This window comes from Neisseria sp. KEM232, from assembly GCF_002237445.1.
In the GTDB taxonomy this organism is placed as follows: Bacteria; Pseudomonadota; Gammaproteobacteria; order Burkholderiales; family Neisseriaceae; genus Neisseria.
Window position 1 is genome coordinate 513,089 of record NZ_CP022527.1, and the last position, 15,031, is coordinate 528,119.

Here is a 15,031-nt window from a genome sequence, read left to right on the forward strand (position 1 = left end):
ATCAGCTCCACACTTTTTCGGGGCGGGCGATACCGGCACGGCACTCGACTGTGTATTCGGCAATATCGACACCCAAACTGGTCAGGTCGGCAAACCACAAGCCGTGCGGTGCTTTATTCAGTTCGACCATTTTGCGGTCGGCAAGGTAGTCGAGCTGCTGGCGCAGTTCGGTGGCGGTGGTCTGCGGGTAAATCGCGTTCATGATGTCCAACAAGAAGGTTTCGCTTGTCGTGTGCGGTCGGGCTTTATTAAGGGTGTTGATAATGTTCCAACGCATACCTTCGCGCCGTTGTTTGGCGATCAGTTCCTAGCTAATCATTTTTTTACGCTTTCCATTTTGTAGATTTCAGTGAGTTTCTCGGCGACGTTGTCGAGTTTGGCTTCGAGGACGACTTGATTGCGGATGTAGTCTTCGCGCAGGACGTATGTGAGCGGCAGGCCGGCGTTGAATTCCGCCAGTTTGTTTTCCATGATTTCTACTTTGCCTTGCAGGCGTTCCTGCTGTTTTTGGCGTTCGTCCTGCTGCTCGCGGAATTGCGCCAGCAGCATTTTGCCGAAGGTAAAACAGATGCCGAGGAAGGAGAGAAGAAATCCGACCAACTGCCAAAATTCGATGTGTATAAAGGTTTTTTCCATTTTTAAGGCCATCCGTGTTCGAAATATTCTTGGCAAACGATGCAGCGGGTGCAGCCTTTGACTGCTTTTCGCCTTGCGTCCGGTATCGGGCTGCCGCAATCTTCGCAATGGCTCAGGCTGTCGGCACGTTCCGGCATGATTTGATGTTTCGCCAGGGACTCTTCCAAAAATATGGCTTCACGCTCTGATGCGCGGTCGGCAAAATCAGTCATTTTTCAGACGGCCTTTCGTGTACCAGTCCTGCCACCCGGAGACTTGGACTTCCAACTTTTGGCAGTATTCACCGTAACGTACGGCATGGTTTAAGAGTTGTTCGGGTGAGCCGCCGGTCGGACGCTCGGGGCGTTCGTATTTGACCAGCAGCCCGGTAGATACAGGCGGCAAATCCACTGTCGGTACGGTTTTAATCGGGGTATCCGAAGGCACGGTTGTAGAGGTGCAGGCTGTTAGAACCGATACCGTTAAAACCATTGCCGTCTTTTTGAATCGCGTCATGCGTTTGCTCCTGTAAGGTGTTTTTGGTTTTATCCAGCTCGCTCAGGGCGGATGCTAGCTCGATGCTTTGACGCTGCGCGAAGTCATGCCAACGCTTCGTTTCCGCTTGCGCTTTTTTAAGCTCGTCGGCGTATTGTTTGGCTGCCGCCATTGACGAGTTTTGGTAGGCGGTAATCAGGGCGGTTTGCTTGGCATCGGCTTTGTCGGCGGCATAGTGATAGCCGTTTAGCCAGATGCCTAACACAATCAATGCACGCCATGCCAATGCCGTTTTGTTTTTGTACAAAAAATCAATCATTGCCGCTCCATTCTTCGGGATTCGTGGATTTTTTGATTTCCGCCAACTGCGGTACGGCGGCAATGCCGCGTTTGATTAATGCATACCCTCCGACCATTGCTCCGTATGCCCACCAAAGCCATTCGGGGGCATCTGGCGAGAGCGAGAATTTATAGGTCATCGCTGCGGCGGCAACGTTTGCCCATAATTTGGTATGGCTGATTTTTCCGGTTGCGGGATTGGAGACTAAGCCGCCCAGCCATCGGAAAAAGCCGGTCATTTTTGACGGTTTTTCTTCGCGGCGCGTTTCGCTGCCGCCACCCCGCTTGGACGGTGAGGCATCGTCCGGCATCCCTGAGAAGGTATAGCTGAACGAATGCCCAGATCGACGCTGAAACTGGGAGACATCACGGCGGCCATTAGGGCGAGTAAAGACTTTTTTGACATGATTGCTCCTTTTTTAATCAATGTTGTCCGCTGATGCGTGGATCAGGTTTTGCGCGACGCGGCGGACCCAACCTTTACCGAAAGACGTGAACGTACCGAGCTTGGTATAAAAGACCAGACGCTCGGCGTTGAACCGCAATAAAAGGTCGTTTTCGGGGAGGGAATTGATGGCTTTGAGACTGATTTCGCCGATGATGCCGTCGTCCGGCACGCCTGCGGCGCGTTGGAGCATACGGGCGGCATTGCCGTAACCGTGGTTGACGCAGGCATCAAAAAATTGGAAAGCGACCGCTTCGGGCATTTGGTCGGCGTGGTAACGCTCCCAAAACGCCTTTCGGTAAATACCGATAGCCTGTTCGCGGGTCATGGCACGCATGGAACCGTTAAAGCCGTTTGCCATTGCGGTACGCTTGGTGATACCCCAGTTGGTTTCGCCGCCGGGGTCTTTGGGATGATTGACGTAACCGCCCTCGTGAGAGAGGACGCGGTTGATGAATTGGTTGAATTTGTCTGACATGGAAAATCCCTGTATTGAGGTTGAAATCAATACAGGGATTTTAGGAAAGGTCGTCTGAATGGGCTTTTAAAGGGGGTTAAAATTACTTGTCTGTATTATTTTGCTCTAAAGAATTTCGCCCAACCCGAGTCAATTCCAGATTGGTTTCTTGTAATTCTTGTTTTAATTGTTTGATATAGGGCTCTTCATAACGGTGAGGATATTTTTTGGCAGCATCCAACAGTTTCTCCAAACTCTTTTTATCTGTTTTCAACTTTCTTCGTATTTTAATTTCTTCTGGGGTATATCCCCATTGTGCAATGGCAAGAGAAACAAAATATGCAATGATTGAACCCAAAACAGGGGCGATAACAATTGATTTTTCTGCTAGATTGGAAGGCAAGAAATTATTTATGCCCCAAATAACTAGTGTGGAACAACCTGCTGTAACGGCATATTGACTCTTAGGTACTGAGACAACGTTATTTGTTTCAGAATTCATTGGTACTGAGGCAACGTTATTTGTTTCAGAATTCATTTTGCCCCCTGTTTTATACGCTTGATTTGTCTGACAAGTGGTTCATTAGCATTGAGGTCTATTGTGATTTCGTCTTTTAATTCGCCTTCATGGAAATGTCGAATGGTAAGTTTATGGGTAGGTTTGAAGAAGAGGAAAAGTTCGAAAAATACGATTTTCATTAGACATGAGAAAACGGGGATAAGCAAAATTATCCCTATCCAAAGCAGATTGTTGTAAACAAAATCTACAACAGCCATTCTCATTCCTATACAAATTATTTTTTAGGTTTACGCTTTTTCTTGGCGCTAATCAGTGCATAACTGAATTTTTCCTGATTGGTTTTACCATCAAATCGTGATGTACGCTCCAATACGGCATTGTATTCATCTCCATCTTTAAAAGAAAGAGTAGCCTTTTTAATTCGGAGAAAAAAATTGTCGTCTTTGATTTCTACAGGGACTTCTTTCCCGTCTAATTTAATTTTCCAGCCTTTCTTGCCCGTAAAATTAATTTTGACGAAAGTGATGACTGCTTTCAAGGTAACTATCTGAGGGTCTTTATTCTGAGTATTCAGCTGACTAATTGCTTTGATTGCTTTTTCATCAAATGAGACGGTTTCGATTTTTGCTTCACTGGTTTCGGTATCAGTAGAAGTAGATTTAAAAATTTTAAATTCCGGTTGTTCATGGTTTTCTAAAGGTACAGTCACAATCTTTTTAATGGATTCCCTGATTTCCGGATAGGATATCAAAACCGCTACATCCTCATGGCTGGTAATAGTCTTCCCATCCAATTTAATTGTGGCATCATCTGAATCTTCGCATGTTTCAATATCAAGATAAGTATGCCCATTCATTTCACGAGCAACATCAAATGTTGTTTTTACTAGTCCTCCTACCACACCAACGGCGGCTAAAACTGGCATAGCATTCTCAGGATTCAACATTTCTACTAAAAATTGAACGCCGAGTGATCCCTCTTTTGCAGGCGCTTCTACAAATACTTCAAAACTTCGTTTTTTCCCATTTAAGACCTTATCAGATTTTACCAATAAGTCATTCATTTCTTTAATGGCTGTTGCTAAATCTCCTGCATTTAGCCGATGGTTCTGTAAATCGGCATCAGCAGAATTATACGAAATGGTGAACGTTTCAGTTTCAGATTGTTTATCAAGGTTTAAATTGGACTGTTCCATTTTGAATACTCCGTTTTTCCCTATATTTTTCAGGTCTTCTACATGCAGGCTGCACTCTGAAGTAACTAATCTTTTAAGGAGGATAAAACTGATTTTGAGAGAATTGCTTTCTATTAAAGACAAGTTTGGGGCACATCATTATCGGATGATCAAACAGTCTGTGACTGTAATGCAGGTTACTCAGGTTTCGCCGTCAAAACCACGCTCGGTAAATTGGTAACAGTGACTTCATAAGCAATCCCACCACGCGCCCATTCACGGGTTGGGTCTTTTTTCGCATTATGGTTATCAATCGCTATTTTGATTTGCTCATTAGTGTCACGTAACAGGGTGTGATCTTCCGGAGCGGTTGCCGCAATCAGGGCGGCAGCGGCTTTGGCCAGTTTGTCTGTTTTTTCAGACGACGCCTCTGTGTTCCAGACTACTCGGACGGCAGTAATTTTGTCGGCTTTATCGGTATCAACGGTTAATGTGAGGCCGTCTGAAAAGTCATGCAGCAGATTCTTCCCTTCTGCATTATCGGTTGGGGATACATGTTCAGGCAGGGATAGCCCGGTTTTTTGGTCGGCAAGCCCTTTATTGGCTGCTGCTTGATATTCGGCATAGCTTGCCGACATGGTTTTCAATTCGGATTGAACTTGCTCTTGAGGCTGGGCAGGTGCCGATTGCTCTTCAGATTGGCCGCTACACGCAGATAAAGCACAGGTAGCGGCAATTAATAAAGCGAGTATTTTCATTCTATTTCCCTTTTTGATTGTGGCTAGTTCAGGTCTTTTGAAATCTGAACCACTTGCCCGATAACCTGTATGTCCGGATGGTCTGACAACATCAGCGGCATGGGCGGATAGGTCGAGTTGTCGGAGATTAAAAGCAGGCTGCCGTCGATTTGGCGTTGGACACGCTTTACCCATAACACGTCACCGCTGCGGATAACGTAAATCTGACCGTCGCGCGGATTGGTTTTGGAGGTATCAACCAGCAGCGTGTCTTTGCTGCTGATGGTCGGCTCCATGCTGTCTCCTTTGGCTGTAACGATGTTGAGGTCTTGCTCATGCAGGCCGCGTTGGAGCAGCCAGTCTCGACGGAACGCCAAATGATTGGCGGGGTCGGTTACGCCGTAGGCGGTCGTGCCATTGCCCGCGGAGACCTCGACATCAAACATGGGGATATAGGCGTAGTCGTCAGATAATGCCGTCAAACTAGAAATATTCCTTTTACTGTTCTTTTTTCCAGAAATCAGCCAGTTTGCATCAACATCAAATTTGCTCAATATTTTTTCCACCATATCAAATGGTGGACGCTGTTTTCCGCTTAAAACATCATTTACCCTAGATACTTTTTCATCTATCAAATCGGCAAATTCGGCGATAGTCAGCTCTTCTTTCGCAAGAAGTTCACGAATATTTCCAGTAAAAATCAAACTCATAGAATTAATCCTTAAAAATAAACTAGAAATAATCTTTCTAGCTAGAAATATTCCTATTATACTTGCATCAAGTTTGATACAAGATTGTTTAAAGATTTAAACAATCAGGATTTTAACACGAGAACCAAACAGGAGATATTCCGTGAAAGCAGAAAAAATAAAAGCAGGTTTCCGAGAGCGCGGCGAAACGATGAAGGATTGGTGCATGGCGCGTGGCTATGACCCGACGTACGTGTCCCGCATTCTGAACGGAACCGTCAAGGCAAATCGGGGGAAGGCGCATCAAATCGCGCTGGAACTCGGGCTTAAGTCCAAACAAGACGCAGCGTAGGAGTCGATATGGCAGAAAGTAAAAGGGTACAACGACTATTGAGGGTCTTTATCGCGCTTGATGAACATCCAATTATCGGCCTGAGTAATAAAGATTTATCGGTTGGGCTGGGGATGACACCAACACAAATCAGTAGGGATCTCGATGATTTGATTGCTTCTGGGTTGGTGGTCAAGTTGGATAACGGAAACTACGCCTACGGCATCAAAACCCTGCAAATTGCAGAGCGATTTAGAAAACAGCAAGAGCGGTTAAATGCGCGCTTGCAAGAATTGGAAAACCGAATTTACTAAATGCGACGACGTCGTCGCATTTGAGGAGCAAAAGAAATGGCAACAGAAATTTTAGGACATACGGTCGGCGCAACGGCAAACGAACTGGCTATCCACAGCATGGAGGTTATGGACAAGTTTTCGAACGGCGAGGCCTACAACGAGACGGTATGGATTGAGCGAGGACGATTCGCGGTACGCCAAACAATGGAAGGGATGTTTGAGCTGGGGCGCGCGCTGATCATCATCAAAGAGCATACGCCGCATGGGCGTTTTGCCGAAATCGCTGAAAAAGAATTCGGTCTCGGACGGCGGGAATCTCAAAGATTGATGAATGCCACCCTCCGATTTATCGACCCGAAAATGAAACAGGTGCAGCATAAGCTGATGACGTTGGGCAAATCCAAACTGCTCGAGCTGCTGGTTGAAGACGACGACACTTTGTTGGAGCTTGCCGAAGGCGGTGAGGTCAACGGCAACACTTTTGACGATGTTGACCGTATGACGGTCAAGGAGCTGCGCGTCGCCCTGCGCGAAAGCCGCGAAACGGCGGAAGCGAAAGATAAGGTAATTGCCGATAAAAATAAAAAGGTCGATGAGCTGGCAGAAAAGCTGTCGAAAAAGCAGACGGGTGTCAAAGAGCCTAAACCTGCGGATGTGGGCATCGAGCTGACGATGCAGCTTGGCAGCTTGGAAGTCGGTATCCGCTCGCAAATCAGCCGATTGCGCGAGATGTTCGAACAGATGGCGGCTCACGGCGAGGCGCATGGATTTGATCACCGCGCGAAGATGGTCGGCACGCTCAATCAAATTATTTTGGACTGCGAGCAACTGCGCGAAAGCTATGCCCTACCGACCGAAGCACCGACAGACAATGTGCCGGAATGGTTGGGCGGTGAAACGGGAGAAGGCGATGAATCCGGCAATGATTGAGCGTCTTAAGGCAGTCGAGAATCAGGCGGAAGCAATGGGACGCGGAGCACGCTCTGCATATCTTAAGCAGCAGGCGCAGGAATTGGGCATCAGCCTTGCCACGCTATACCGCAAGCTGGAGGCAGTCAGCGTCAAGCCAACGCGCAAACGGCGTAGCGATGCGGGCAAGACGGAGCTGAAGCCGGAAGAAGCCAAATTGATTTCGGCGGTTTTGGTGGAGGCGATGAGGCGCAACGGCAAGCGATTGATGTCGGTGCGGCAGGCAGTGGAAATGCTGCGCGCCAACGGAAAAATCGAGGCGGCGCGGATTGATGAGGAAACCGGGGAAGTCATGCCGCTTTCTGAAAACACCATTACCCGGGCCTTACGAGAGTACAAGCTGCATCCTGACCAACTGCTCCAGCCCGAACCGGTCAGCCGAATGAAATCAGAGCATCCGAACCATTGTTGGCAAATCGACCCGAGTTTGTGCGTTTTGTATTACCTGCCCCGTCAGAGCAAGGATACGGGGCTGCGGGTCATGAAGGAAGAGGAGTTTTATAAAAACAAGCCGAAAAACGTCGTCAAAATCGAAAACGACCGCGTCTGGCGGTACACGGGGACAGACCATGCTTCCGGCACGATTGCGGTGCGTTATTACTTCGGCGGCGAGACCAGCGCGAACCTCTGCGACTTTTTCATCTACATGATGCAGCAAAAGGCAGACTCGCTAAAAGACCCGTTTCGCGGCGTACCGCGCATGGTCATGCTTGACCCGAGCAGCGCGAATACTTCGGCGGCGTTTAAAAATTTGTGCAAGTCGTTGGATGTGCATGTGCAAATCAACAAGCCGGGCAATCCGCGTGCCAAAGGGCAAGTGGAAAAAGCCAACGATATTGTCGAGACGGCATTTGAGAGCGGGTTGCGCTTTACCGAGGTACACGACATCGACCAGCTCAATGCTTTATCGGCACGATGGATGCGTTACTACAACGGTACGCAAAAGCACAGCCGCCACGGCATGACCCGCTATCAGGCCTGGAACAAAATCAAACCCGAGCAGCTCATCCTGCCGCCGCCTGCGGATTATTGCCGAGAGCTTGCCATCAGCGCGCCGAAAGAGGCGAAAGTCTCGGCGGATTTGGAAATCCGCTTCGGCGGACGGGTATATAGCGTGAAAGGCATCCAGGGGATTTTGGTCGGTCAGAAGGTTTTGGTCGGTAAGAATCCTTGGGAGGTAAACGGGGCGCGGGTCGCCACTTATGACGCGGAGGGTAACGAGGTTTGGGTATCCGTACCCGAAGTAGTTTTTGACGAGATGGGCTTCAGGGCTGACGCCGCGGTCATCGGGGCGGAATACAAAGCCCCTACCGATACGGACGCGCAGCAGCATCGAAAAGAGCTGGACAAGCTGGCGATGGGTGCGGAAACGCTGGAGGCGGCAGCCGCCAAACGCAAAGGCAAAGCAGTCCCATTCGGCGGCGAAATCGACCCGTACAAACATCAGGAAGATACGCTTGCCGCGCGAAATACGCTCTTTATGCCCAAACAGGGACAGCAGATGGCGTACAACCGGATGGAGGTCTCTGAGCAGGTATTGAGCAAGGTCGAAATCGCCAAACGCTTAAAACCCCGCGTCGAGGCAGACGGCGGCGACTGGAAACAGGCGATGGCGGTCATCCTCAAACACTACCCGGAAGGCGTGGTCGAGAGCAAATTGGACGAGGTTTACGACAGGCTGAAGACGATGGGTCGTCTGAAGCTGCATAAAACCGGTTAGGCAAATGCGACGACGTCGTCGCATTTGAAAAAAGGGAAAGCATGAAACAGACCTTTAAGCAAATCGGCAAATCCTATGCCGCCGCCGCAGCCGAAATCGGATGCAGCAAGCCGATGCTGGTGGCGGTAGTCAATCACGGGCAATGGCCGAAAAAAAACGCAGCCGAGCTGCGAAGGAAATTGAAACAATTTTTTGAAACGAATGGTGCGGAAATCCCAGCGAGCCTGAGAAACGAGCCGGAAGCCGCACCTGCCCAAGCAACTTATGAAGACAAGGACAATGAGATGTTACTACGAAAAGCAACTTTAAACCAAGCGGCAAAACAACATTTTAGCCTATTCCGCGACCCGTTTAATGACGAAATCCAGTCTGCGGACGATGTGTATATGACGCCGGATGTGCGCTATGTGAGAGAGGCGATGTTTCAGACGGCCTGCCACGGCGGTTTTGTGGCGGTGGTCGGCAAAAGCGGCGCGGGTAAATCCACACTGCGAGAAGACCTGCAAGACCGCATCAACCGCGAAGGCCGACAAATCATCCTGATCGAGCCTTATGTCTTGGCGATGGAGGACAACGACCAAAAAGGCAAAACGCTTAAGGCAGTACATATTGCCGAGGCCATTTTGGAGGCGGTGTCGCCGGGAGCCAGCCCTAAACGCAGCCCGGAAGCACGTTTTCGCCAAATCCACCGCGCTTTGTCGGAAAGCGCGAAAGCGGGCAACAAACACCTGCTCTTGATTGAGGAGGCGCACGGTCTGCCGCTGCCGACCTTGAAACACTTGAAACGCTTTTTTGAGCTGAAAAACGGGTTTGAACGCCTGCTCGGGATTGTCTTAATCGGTCAGACGGAGTTGGCGCAAAAACTCAGCGAAAACAATCCTGCGGTGCGCGAGGTGGTGCAACGCTGCGAAGTGGTTACGCTCTTGCCGCTAACCGACGGCAAGCTCGAAGGCTATCTCAAGCACAAATTTGCCCGCGTCAATGCGGACATGGCGAAGATTTTAGACCAAAGCGCGATTGATGCGGTTGCCGAGCGTCTGACAGTCAAAAGCCGCACGAGCAAGGGATTGGAAACCAACAGCCTGCTCTATCCGCTGGCGGTCAACAACTTGGTGGCGGCAGCGATGAATCAGGCGGCGGAGCTTGGTTTTGAGATGGTTGACGGCGATGTGGTACGGGGGGTGTGAGATGGAAGCGGTGAAAAATTTCTTATGGCGGCTATTGGTTGCGGCAGCGGCCATCGTCCTCTTCTTTACCGCCGCCAGCTGCGTACCCGACAAAGCCCCTGCCGTGCCGGTATCCGGCATGGCGGCCGAACCGGATACCGAACAGGATGCGGCAGAAGCAATGCCGATTGCACACGGGATTTACCCCGATCTGCCGTATGAGCCGACTAATGAGGATTTGGCAGCGATGCAAAAGACTGAGTTTATTGGAGCAGGAAAATGAACAGGGATTACAGCAAAATCAAGGTGTCGGTATGGCGGGAAAAAGGCGGTCATCTGACGGCCGCGCTCTCGACGGTAACGGGGCGGTTGGTGATGATGTATGTGTCGGCTTGTCTGACGGATGAGGTTGAAGATGTGGTTCAGACGGCATTGCGGTGTTTGAGCCGTAAGGATTTGGAGGCGGCGAGATGAAAGTACGCTGCCCCACCTGCGGCGCGGTGATGAGCTTGGATGTCTTAATCGCCCATGACGATGCCCGCGAAGCCCTGATTGCGCTGACCGGCATTTCAGACGACCTTTTTAAGGCGGTATTGCGGTATCTGACGCTGTTCCGCCCCGCCGAAAAGGATTTAAGTTTTAACCGGGTTTCAAAGATCGTCGGCGAGATTGCGCCGATGATACGGGAGGGCGAAATCGTCCGTAACCGCAAAACATACCCGGCCCCGCGCGAGGCTTGGATTTGGGCGGCAATGCGATGCCTTGAGGCACGGGATGCGGGAAAGCTGACGCCGCCGCTGACCAGCCACGGTTTTTTGTTGGAAAACATCACGTTTTGGTCGCCTGAAAAGACGGTGGGAACGGTGGTTTTGCCCTCTCCCCAACCCTCTCCCTCGGGAGAGGGGGTAAGTACCAAATTGAGGAGCGGATTAGGCGATTTGATGGAGTGGGCGAATGGGGGAAAACAATAGCTGGCTGAAACGGGAAATCGCGCAGGGGTTTGTCATGCTTGCCGCGCTGAACCTCAAAGGCCGCCCTGCCTCGGCAGATTTGACGGCAGTCGCCGAACTTTGGTTGGGTATACTGGGCGGACGGTCGTGGCAGCCGGAGCATGACGGTATCAGGATACAGGCAGCCTTTAGGGCTATCGCGGCATCCTCGTCGGAGTGGCCAAACCCTGCCGACCTTATCAAACACCTGCCGCCGCCCGAAGTCAGGATGGTGCCGAGGCTGGAAAAGAAGTACCAGCCGACGGAATACGGCAAGGCGCAGTCCGCCAAGCTGAAAAAGATGGTCGGCAGATTGAAAAACGCACCCTGCATGAACGGGGATTGGATACACGGGCCGAGGCACCGGTCGGTGGACGAATGTAAAAGGATTTATGCCGAAAGGCAGAAAGATAAATGAAATGAACGATTGGAAAAATCTAAACGAGGAATGCCTGTGTATCGGGTGGATTTGTGATGTATTGCTGCCTGATGGAACGATCATCGAGAACGTGGAGGCAGTAGAAGTTGAGGATGATGAATATTTTATGCCTGAAGTCGGTTTTAGAAAATACCCCGAGGCCACGCATTTTCGAAAATCAAAATGAAAGGAAAACAAATGAACATTGATAAAACCCAATACAAACAGGATGCCAAAGGTAATCTCGTGCCGCTGGCCAATATTAAAGAAATCGACTTGCTGCGCGATGAGCTGGTGCAGGAAATCGCCGCCAAAGCCCGCGCGGTAGAGGATAACCTGATGGCGTTCAAACGCGAGGCAATGGACGATATCGCAGCGTTTGTGCAGTTGAGTGCCGACCGCTACGACGTATCTGTCGGTGGCAAGAAAGGCAATATCAGCCTGCACAGCTTCGACGGCGCGTACCGCGTCAACCTCGCCATGCAGGACACGCTGGTATTCGACGAAGGTTTGATTGCCGCCAAAGCCCTGATTGACGAGTGCATCAACGAATGGACGGAAGGCAGCCGAACGGAATTGAAAACGCTGATTAACGCGGCCTTCCAGGTGGACAAAGAAGGCAACATCAGCACCGCCCGCGTCCTCGGTCTGCGCCGCCTGCAAATCACGGATGAAAAATGGCAACGGGCGATGGATGCGCTCTCCGACAGTTTGCAGGTGCATATCAGCAAGCCGTTTGTGCGGGTGTACCGGCGCGGCGAGGATGGGGAGTATCAGTTGATGAATTTGGATGTGGCGAAGGTGTGAACATGGCGACGGTAAACATCCTCATCAGCGATCAGCCGGGCGGCCTGTTTATTAAGCTGACCTCCGACGAACCGATGCCGAAGGATGACGAAGACGGTGGCAGCATCGCCCAAAATGCAGGTCTTATCTGCCTGGCTGTCCTCAAGAGTGAAATTCGGCAGATAACCGGCAGGGAGATGGATGTAGTCAATATTCAATGAACCAACCGCGCGGCACGGTCTGCCGCATTTAAACCTAAACAGGAGTCAAAAAGTGAATAAATCTGAATTAATACAAGCTGTTGTTGCCGAAGCCAACCTGAGCCAAGTGCAAGCGGCAAAAGTGGTGGATGCCGTTATCGGTGCAATCAAGCAGGAACTGGCCAAAGGCGGTGAGGTCGCATTGGTCGGATTCGGCACGTTTTACGTCGCCCAATCCGCCGAGCGCAAAGGCCGTAACCCGAAGACCGGCGAGCCGTTGACGATTGCCGCCACCAAAACGCCTAAATTCCGTGCCGGAAAACCTTTGAAAGAAGCGGTAAACAGATAAACAAACCATTCTTTAAAACAGGCCGTCTGAAATGTTTCAGGCGGCCTTTTTCTATCCGCTCCGTATGTTTGCCAAGTGGTTCAATTCAGGTTAGAATGATATTATTCATTGATTTTAATAGAAAAAGTGAAACGACGTTTCACTTTTTGAGGTTTGTGGGAAGAAAAAATGGAAACCCGTGCTCAGAAAAAACAGCGGTTGATACGGCTCATCCATGTGGCCAAAACCCGGTTGATGATGGACGACGGCGAATATCGCGCGCTGCTCGCCAACCTGTCATGCGGCAAGACGAGCAGTACCAAGTTATCGGTCGAAGAGTTGGAGCTTGCCGTACGGGCGATGAAGATGCGGGGTTTTGTGGTTGCCACAAAAGCGCAGGCGGCATCAAGTAAGCCTGATTTGCCGGTGCATATGCCCAACTGCATGATGGAGGCGCAGGTCAAAAAGATACGCGCGCTTTGGTTGGAGCTGCACCATTTGGGCGCGGTGCGAAGCCCGTCCGAATTGAGCCTGGCTCGATTTGTCAAACGCATGACGGGCATAGATTATCATGGATGGTTAGGGACTGATGACGCAATACGGGTCATCGAGCATTTGAAGAAGTGGAAAGTGAGGGTGGAAAATGGCGGACAACAGAGTGCCTGAGCTGGTGGCGGACTTGGAAGACCAGGCGGTCGCCTGCTTGATGTCGGTATTGCCGATGGAGCGGCAGCAGGCGGTCGAGGTATCTAAAAAGCTGTCTCATCATCTGACCAGCAACTGGGGCGGGCAGTTGATTTATTTTCCCAAAAACCTTTTGGGCAGAGTATCGGAGCGCGATATGCAGATTTATAAGGAATTTAACGGCAAGAATCATGTGGAGCTTGCGCGCAGATATGATTTGACCGTTCAGCACATCTACCGCATCGTCAAGGAGGTCGGGATGGCGGAGCGGGCAAAAAATCAGGGAGATTTGTTTGTGTGATTACCCGATTTATTCAAGATAGCGGTCAGGATTCGTCCTGACCGCTTTTTTAGCGCATTTATCGGCTTGGATAAGGGTTTGTCTATCCCAGTAGGTAAACGCGCTAAAAACGCGGTTTTAACGCCTTTTGGCAATCCAATCTTTAAGCCGCATTAAAAGCGGTTTCAGACGGCCTTTGCCACAATAGCCTCATCCATCCGATGAGGCTTTTTTATGTCTTACGAAATTTTCCGCGCAGGCACGCGCACCGATGCAAACGGCAATACGGTAACGATTACCGAGGCCGACCTTGCCGCCGCTGCCCAAGCATATGACCCGAAGGTGCATGAGGCTCCTATTGTGGTCGGGCATCCCAAGGCAGATGCGCCCGCCTACGGCTGGGTCAAGTCGCTTGGTGTGCAAAACGGCGTGCTAACGGCGGACTTTGCCCAAGTCGATGAGGGCTTTGCGGATTTGGTTAAAGCCGGACGATATAAAAAAGTGTCGGCGAGTTTTTATCCGCCAACCAGTCCGAACAATCCCAAACCGGGCATTTGGACGCTGCGCCATGTCGGCTTTTTGGGCGCGCAACCGCCCGCCGTCAAAGGTTTGTCTGCCATCAGTTTTGCCGAGGGCGAAGTTTATGTTGAGTTTGCCGAAGATGCACATCTTCAGACAGCCTCGTTATTAAGCCGTTTCAGAGACTGGTTTATCGGCCGTTTCGGCCTGGACGAAGCCGATAAAGTATTGCCTGACTGGCAAATTGAGGCAATTAAAGAATTGGCTGCCGTGCCTCAAACCTATGCGCCTGCCGAATTTACCGAATCACCCCCACCCCCAGAAAACCATGAAAACAAGGAGACCCCTATGTCGTTGGAACAAGAGCTTGCAGCCGAAAAGGCCGCCCGCGAAGCTGCCGAGAAGGAGGCCGCCGAATCGAAGGCGGAATTGAAAAAGCTGCAAGACGAGCAGCATACCGCCCTGCGCGATGGTGCGCATGAGCAGAATGTCGAATATGCCGAAGGCTTGGTCAAGACAGGCCGTCTGAAACCTGCCGACAAGGATTTGGTCGTCAAGGTTTTGGATTTTGCTGAATACCCCGCCGACGTAACCGCCGACTTCGGTGAAGGCAGTAAGAAGCAGCCTTTGTCTGATGCGCTGCGTGCGTTTTTTACCGCTGTCCTGCCTAAGCAGATTCAGGGCGGCGAGATGGCTAAAGGCGAAACGCCGTCGGGATTGGCGGCAGACTTTGCCGAAGCGTCGGACCCGGAAGCCTTGAGCCATCACCAACGTGCATTGGCATTGGCGGCGAAGGAAGGTATCCCTTACGAAGAGGCTGCCCGCCGTACTATTGCTTAAATCATCAACCCATCAAATGCGCCGACGTCGTCGC

General features: G+C 50.7%; 29 protein-coding genes. 16 read left to right on the top strand and 13 right to left on the bottom strand.

Annotated features, from left to right (window positions below):
* Position 1 precedes the first annotated feature (1 nt).
* From CGZ77_RS02440 to CGZ77_RS02490, 12 genes are all read right to left on the bottom strand, one after another.
* Positions 2–277, bottom strand: coding sequence for a hypothetical protein (locus CGZ77_RS02440; RefSeq protein ID WP_009426266.1), 276 nt, complete (start codon positions 275–277; stop codon positions 2–4).
* Positions 278–315: 38 nt separating this feature from the next.
* Positions 316–636, bottom strand: coding sequence for a hypothetical protein (locus CGZ77_RS02445; RefSeq protein WP_013448349.1), 321 nt, complete (start codon positions 634–636; stop codon positions 316–318).
* A 2-nt stretch (positions 637–638) separates the two neighbouring features.
* Complete coding sequence (locus CGZ77_RS02450) at positions 639–848, bottom strand: TraR/DksA family transcriptional regulator (protein ID WP_009426268.1); 210 nt, start codon at positions 846–848, stop codon at positions 639–641.
* A complete protein-coding gene (locus tag CGZ77_RS02455; protein ID WP_009426269.1) occupies positions 841–1,062 on the bottom strand; it encodes a hypothetical protein in 222 nt (73 codons plus the stop codon). The genes CGZ77_RS02450 and CGZ77_RS02455 overlap by 8 nt, the downstream gene beginning before the upstream one ends.
* Positions 1,040–1,429 carry a hypothetical protein gene (locus tag CGZ77_RS02460; protein ID WP_009426270.1) on the bottom strand — a complete coding sequence of 130 codons (390 nt, stop codon included), beginning with the start codon at positions 1,427–1,429 and terminating at the stop codon, positions 1,040–1,042. Before CGZ77_RS02460 ends, CGZ77_RS02455 begins: the two co-directional genes overlap by 23 nt.
* Positions 1,422–1,760, bottom strand: a complete 339-nt coding sequence (locus CGZ77_RS02465; RefSeq protein WP_009426271.1) for a hypothetical protein — start codon at positions 1,758–1,760, stop codon at positions 1,422–1,424. Before CGZ77_RS02465 ends, CGZ77_RS02460 begins: the two co-directional genes overlap by 8 nt.
* 108 nt (positions 1,761–1,868) lie before the next feature.
* Complete coding sequence (locus tag CGZ77_RS02470) at positions 1,869–2,372, bottom strand: glycoside hydrolase family 108 protein (RefSeq protein ID WP_009426272.1); 504 nt, start codon at positions 2,370–2,372, stop codon at positions 1,869–1,871.
* 82 nt (positions 2,373–2,454) lie between these two features.
* On the bottom strand, positions 2,455–2,889 hold the full coding sequence (locus CGZ77_RS11955; RefSeq protein ID WP_157058132.1) for a hypothetical protein: 435 nt from the start codon (positions 2,887–2,889) through the stop codon (positions 2,455–2,457).
* Positions 2,886–3,128, bottom strand: coding sequence for a hypothetical protein (locus tag CGZ77_RS02475; RefSeq protein ID WP_062546260.1), 243 nt, complete (start codon positions 3,126–3,128; stop codon positions 2,886–2,888). Before CGZ77_RS02475 ends, CGZ77_RS11955 begins: the two co-directional genes overlap by 4 nt.
* Positions 3,129–3,145: 17 nt before the next feature.
* A complete protein-coding gene (locus CGZ77_RS02480; protein WP_036496167.1) occupies positions 3,146–4,066 on the bottom strand; it encodes a hypothetical protein in 921 nt (306 codons plus the stop codon).
* A 176-nt stretch (positions 4,067–4,242) separates the two neighbouring features.
* The gene (locus CGZ77_RS02485) at positions 4,243–4,803 is read right to left on the bottom strand and encodes a hypothetical protein (RefSeq protein WP_009426276.1); all 561 of its coding nucleotides are present in this window, start codon (positions 4,801–4,803) and stop codon (positions 4,243–4,245) included.
* 23 nt (positions 4,804–4,826) lie between these two features.
* Complete coding sequence (locus CGZ77_RS02490) at positions 4,827–5,492, bottom strand: helix-turn-helix transcriptional regulator (protein WP_009426277.1); 666 nt, start codon at positions 5,490–5,492, stop codon at positions 4,827–4,829.
* Between the two features lie 142 nt (positions 5,493–5,634).
* Here CGZ77_RS02490 and CGZ77_RS02495 point away from each other — a divergent pair, with 142 nt between their 5' ends.
* From CGZ77_RS02495 to CGZ77_RS02510, 4 genes are read left to right on the top strand one after another with little or no spacing between them, the layout of a single operon-like run.
* Positions 5,635–5,823, top strand: a complete 189-nt coding sequence (locus CGZ77_RS02495; RefSeq protein WP_009426278.1) for a DNA-binding protein — start codon at positions 5,635–5,637, stop codon at positions 5,821–5,823.
* 8 nt (positions 5,824–5,831) lie between these two features.
* Positions 5,832–6,116: a hypothetical protein gene (locus CGZ77_RS02500; protein ID WP_009426279.1), complete on the top strand. Its 285-nt coding sequence runs from the start codon at positions 5,832–5,834 to the stop codon at positions 6,114–6,116.
* 36 nt (positions 6,117–6,152) lie between these two features.
* Positions 6,153–7,028 carry a hypothetical protein gene (locus CGZ77_RS02505; protein WP_009426280.1) on the top strand — a complete coding sequence of 292 codons (876 nt, stop codon included), beginning with the start codon at positions 6,153–6,155 and terminating at the stop codon, positions 7,026–7,028.
* Positions 7,021–8,787, top strand: a complete 1,767-nt coding sequence (locus tag CGZ77_RS02510; protein ID WP_009426281.1) for a DDE-type integrase/transposase/recombinase — start codon at positions 7,021–7,023, stop codon at positions 8,785–8,787. The genes CGZ77_RS02505 and CGZ77_RS02510 overlap by 8 nt, the downstream gene beginning before the upstream one ends.
* Here the strand turns inward: CGZ77_RS02510 and CGZ77_RS12405 are convergent.
* Positions 8,784–8,924, bottom strand: coding sequence for a hypothetical protein (locus tag CGZ77_RS12405; RefSeq protein ID WP_232504849.1), 141 nt, complete (start codon positions 8,922–8,924; stop codon positions 8,784–8,786). The two genes, CGZ77_RS02510 and CGZ77_RS12405, sit on opposite strands and share 4 nt — an antisense overlap.
* Before the next feature lie 42 nt (positions 8,925–8,966).
* Between CGZ77_RS12405 and CGZ77_RS02515 the strand changes: the two genes are divergently transcribed.
* The 12 genes from CGZ77_RS02515 (at position 8,967) to CGZ77_RS02570 (ending at position 14,997) form a co-directional block, all read left to right on the top strand.
* Complete coding sequence (locus CGZ77_RS02515; RefSeq protein WP_232504850.1) at positions 8,967–9,974, top strand: ExeA family protein; 1,008 nt, start codon at positions 8,967–8,969, stop codon at positions 9,972–9,974.
* A gap of 1 nt (position 9,975) precedes the next feature.
* Complete coding sequence (locus tag CGZ77_RS02520; RefSeq protein ID WP_094030880.1) at positions 9,976–10,236, top strand: hypothetical protein; 261 nt, start codon at positions 9,976–9,978, stop codon at positions 10,234–10,236.
* Positions 10,233–10,427, top strand: coding sequence for a hypothetical protein (locus CGZ77_RS02525; protein WP_009426285.1), 195 nt, complete (start codon positions 10,233–10,235; stop codon positions 10,425–10,427). Before CGZ77_RS02520 ends, CGZ77_RS02525 begins: the two co-directional genes overlap by 4 nt.
* Positions 10,424–10,924, top strand: coding sequence for a hypothetical protein (locus CGZ77_RS02530; protein ID WP_009426286.1), 501 nt, complete (start codon positions 10,424–10,426; stop codon positions 10,922–10,924). Before CGZ77_RS02525 ends, CGZ77_RS02530 begins: the two co-directional genes overlap by 4 nt.
* On the top strand, positions 10,908–11,360 hold the full coding sequence (locus tag CGZ77_RS02535) for a hypothetical protein (RefSeq protein ID WP_009426287.1): 453 nt from the start codon (positions 10,908–10,910) through the stop codon (positions 11,358–11,360). Before CGZ77_RS02530 ends, CGZ77_RS02535 begins: the two co-directional genes overlap by 17 nt.
* Position 11,361: 1 nt before the next feature.
* A complete protein-coding gene (locus tag CGZ77_RS02540) occupies positions 11,362–11,547 on the top strand; it encodes a hypothetical protein (protein WP_009426288.1) in 186 nt (61 codons plus the stop codon).
* An 11-nt stretch (positions 11,548–11,558) separates the two neighbouring features.
* A complete protein-coding gene (locus CGZ77_RS02545; protein WP_232304392.1) occupies positions 11,559–12,167 on the top strand; it encodes a DUF3164 family protein in 609 nt (202 codons plus the stop codon).
* A 2-nt stretch (positions 12,168–12,169) separates the two neighbouring features.
* Positions 12,170–12,367, top strand: a complete 198-nt coding sequence (locus tag CGZ77_RS02550; protein WP_009426290.1) for a hypothetical protein — start codon at positions 12,170–12,172, stop codon at positions 12,365–12,367.
* 19 nt (positions 12,368–12,386) lie between these two features.
* Complete coding sequence (locus CGZ77_RS02555) at positions 12,387–12,695, top strand: HU family DNA-binding protein (protein ID WP_198142889.1); 309 nt, start codon at positions 12,387–12,389, stop codon at positions 12,693–12,695.
* A 168-nt stretch (positions 12,696–12,863) separates the two neighbouring features.
* Complete coding sequence (locus CGZ77_RS02560) at positions 12,864–13,340, top strand: gp16 family protein (protein ID WP_009426292.1); 477 nt, start codon at positions 12,864–12,866, stop codon at positions 13,338–13,340.
* The gene (locus tag CGZ77_RS02565; RefSeq protein ID WP_009426293.1) at positions 13,318–13,659 is read left to right on the top strand and encodes a Mor transcription activator family protein; all 342 of its coding nucleotides are present in this window, start codon (positions 13,318–13,320) and stop codon (positions 13,657–13,659) included. Before CGZ77_RS02560 ends, CGZ77_RS02565 begins: the two co-directional genes overlap by 23 nt.
* A gap of 213 nt (positions 13,660–13,872) precedes the next feature.
* Positions 13,873–14,997: a 2-oxoacid:acceptor oxidoreductase gene (locus CGZ77_RS02570; RefSeq protein ID WP_094030881.1), complete on the top strand. Its 1,125-nt coding sequence runs from the start codon at positions 13,873–13,875 to the stop codon at positions 14,995–14,997.
* The last annotated feature ends 34 nt before the right edge of the window (positions 14,998–15,031 follow it).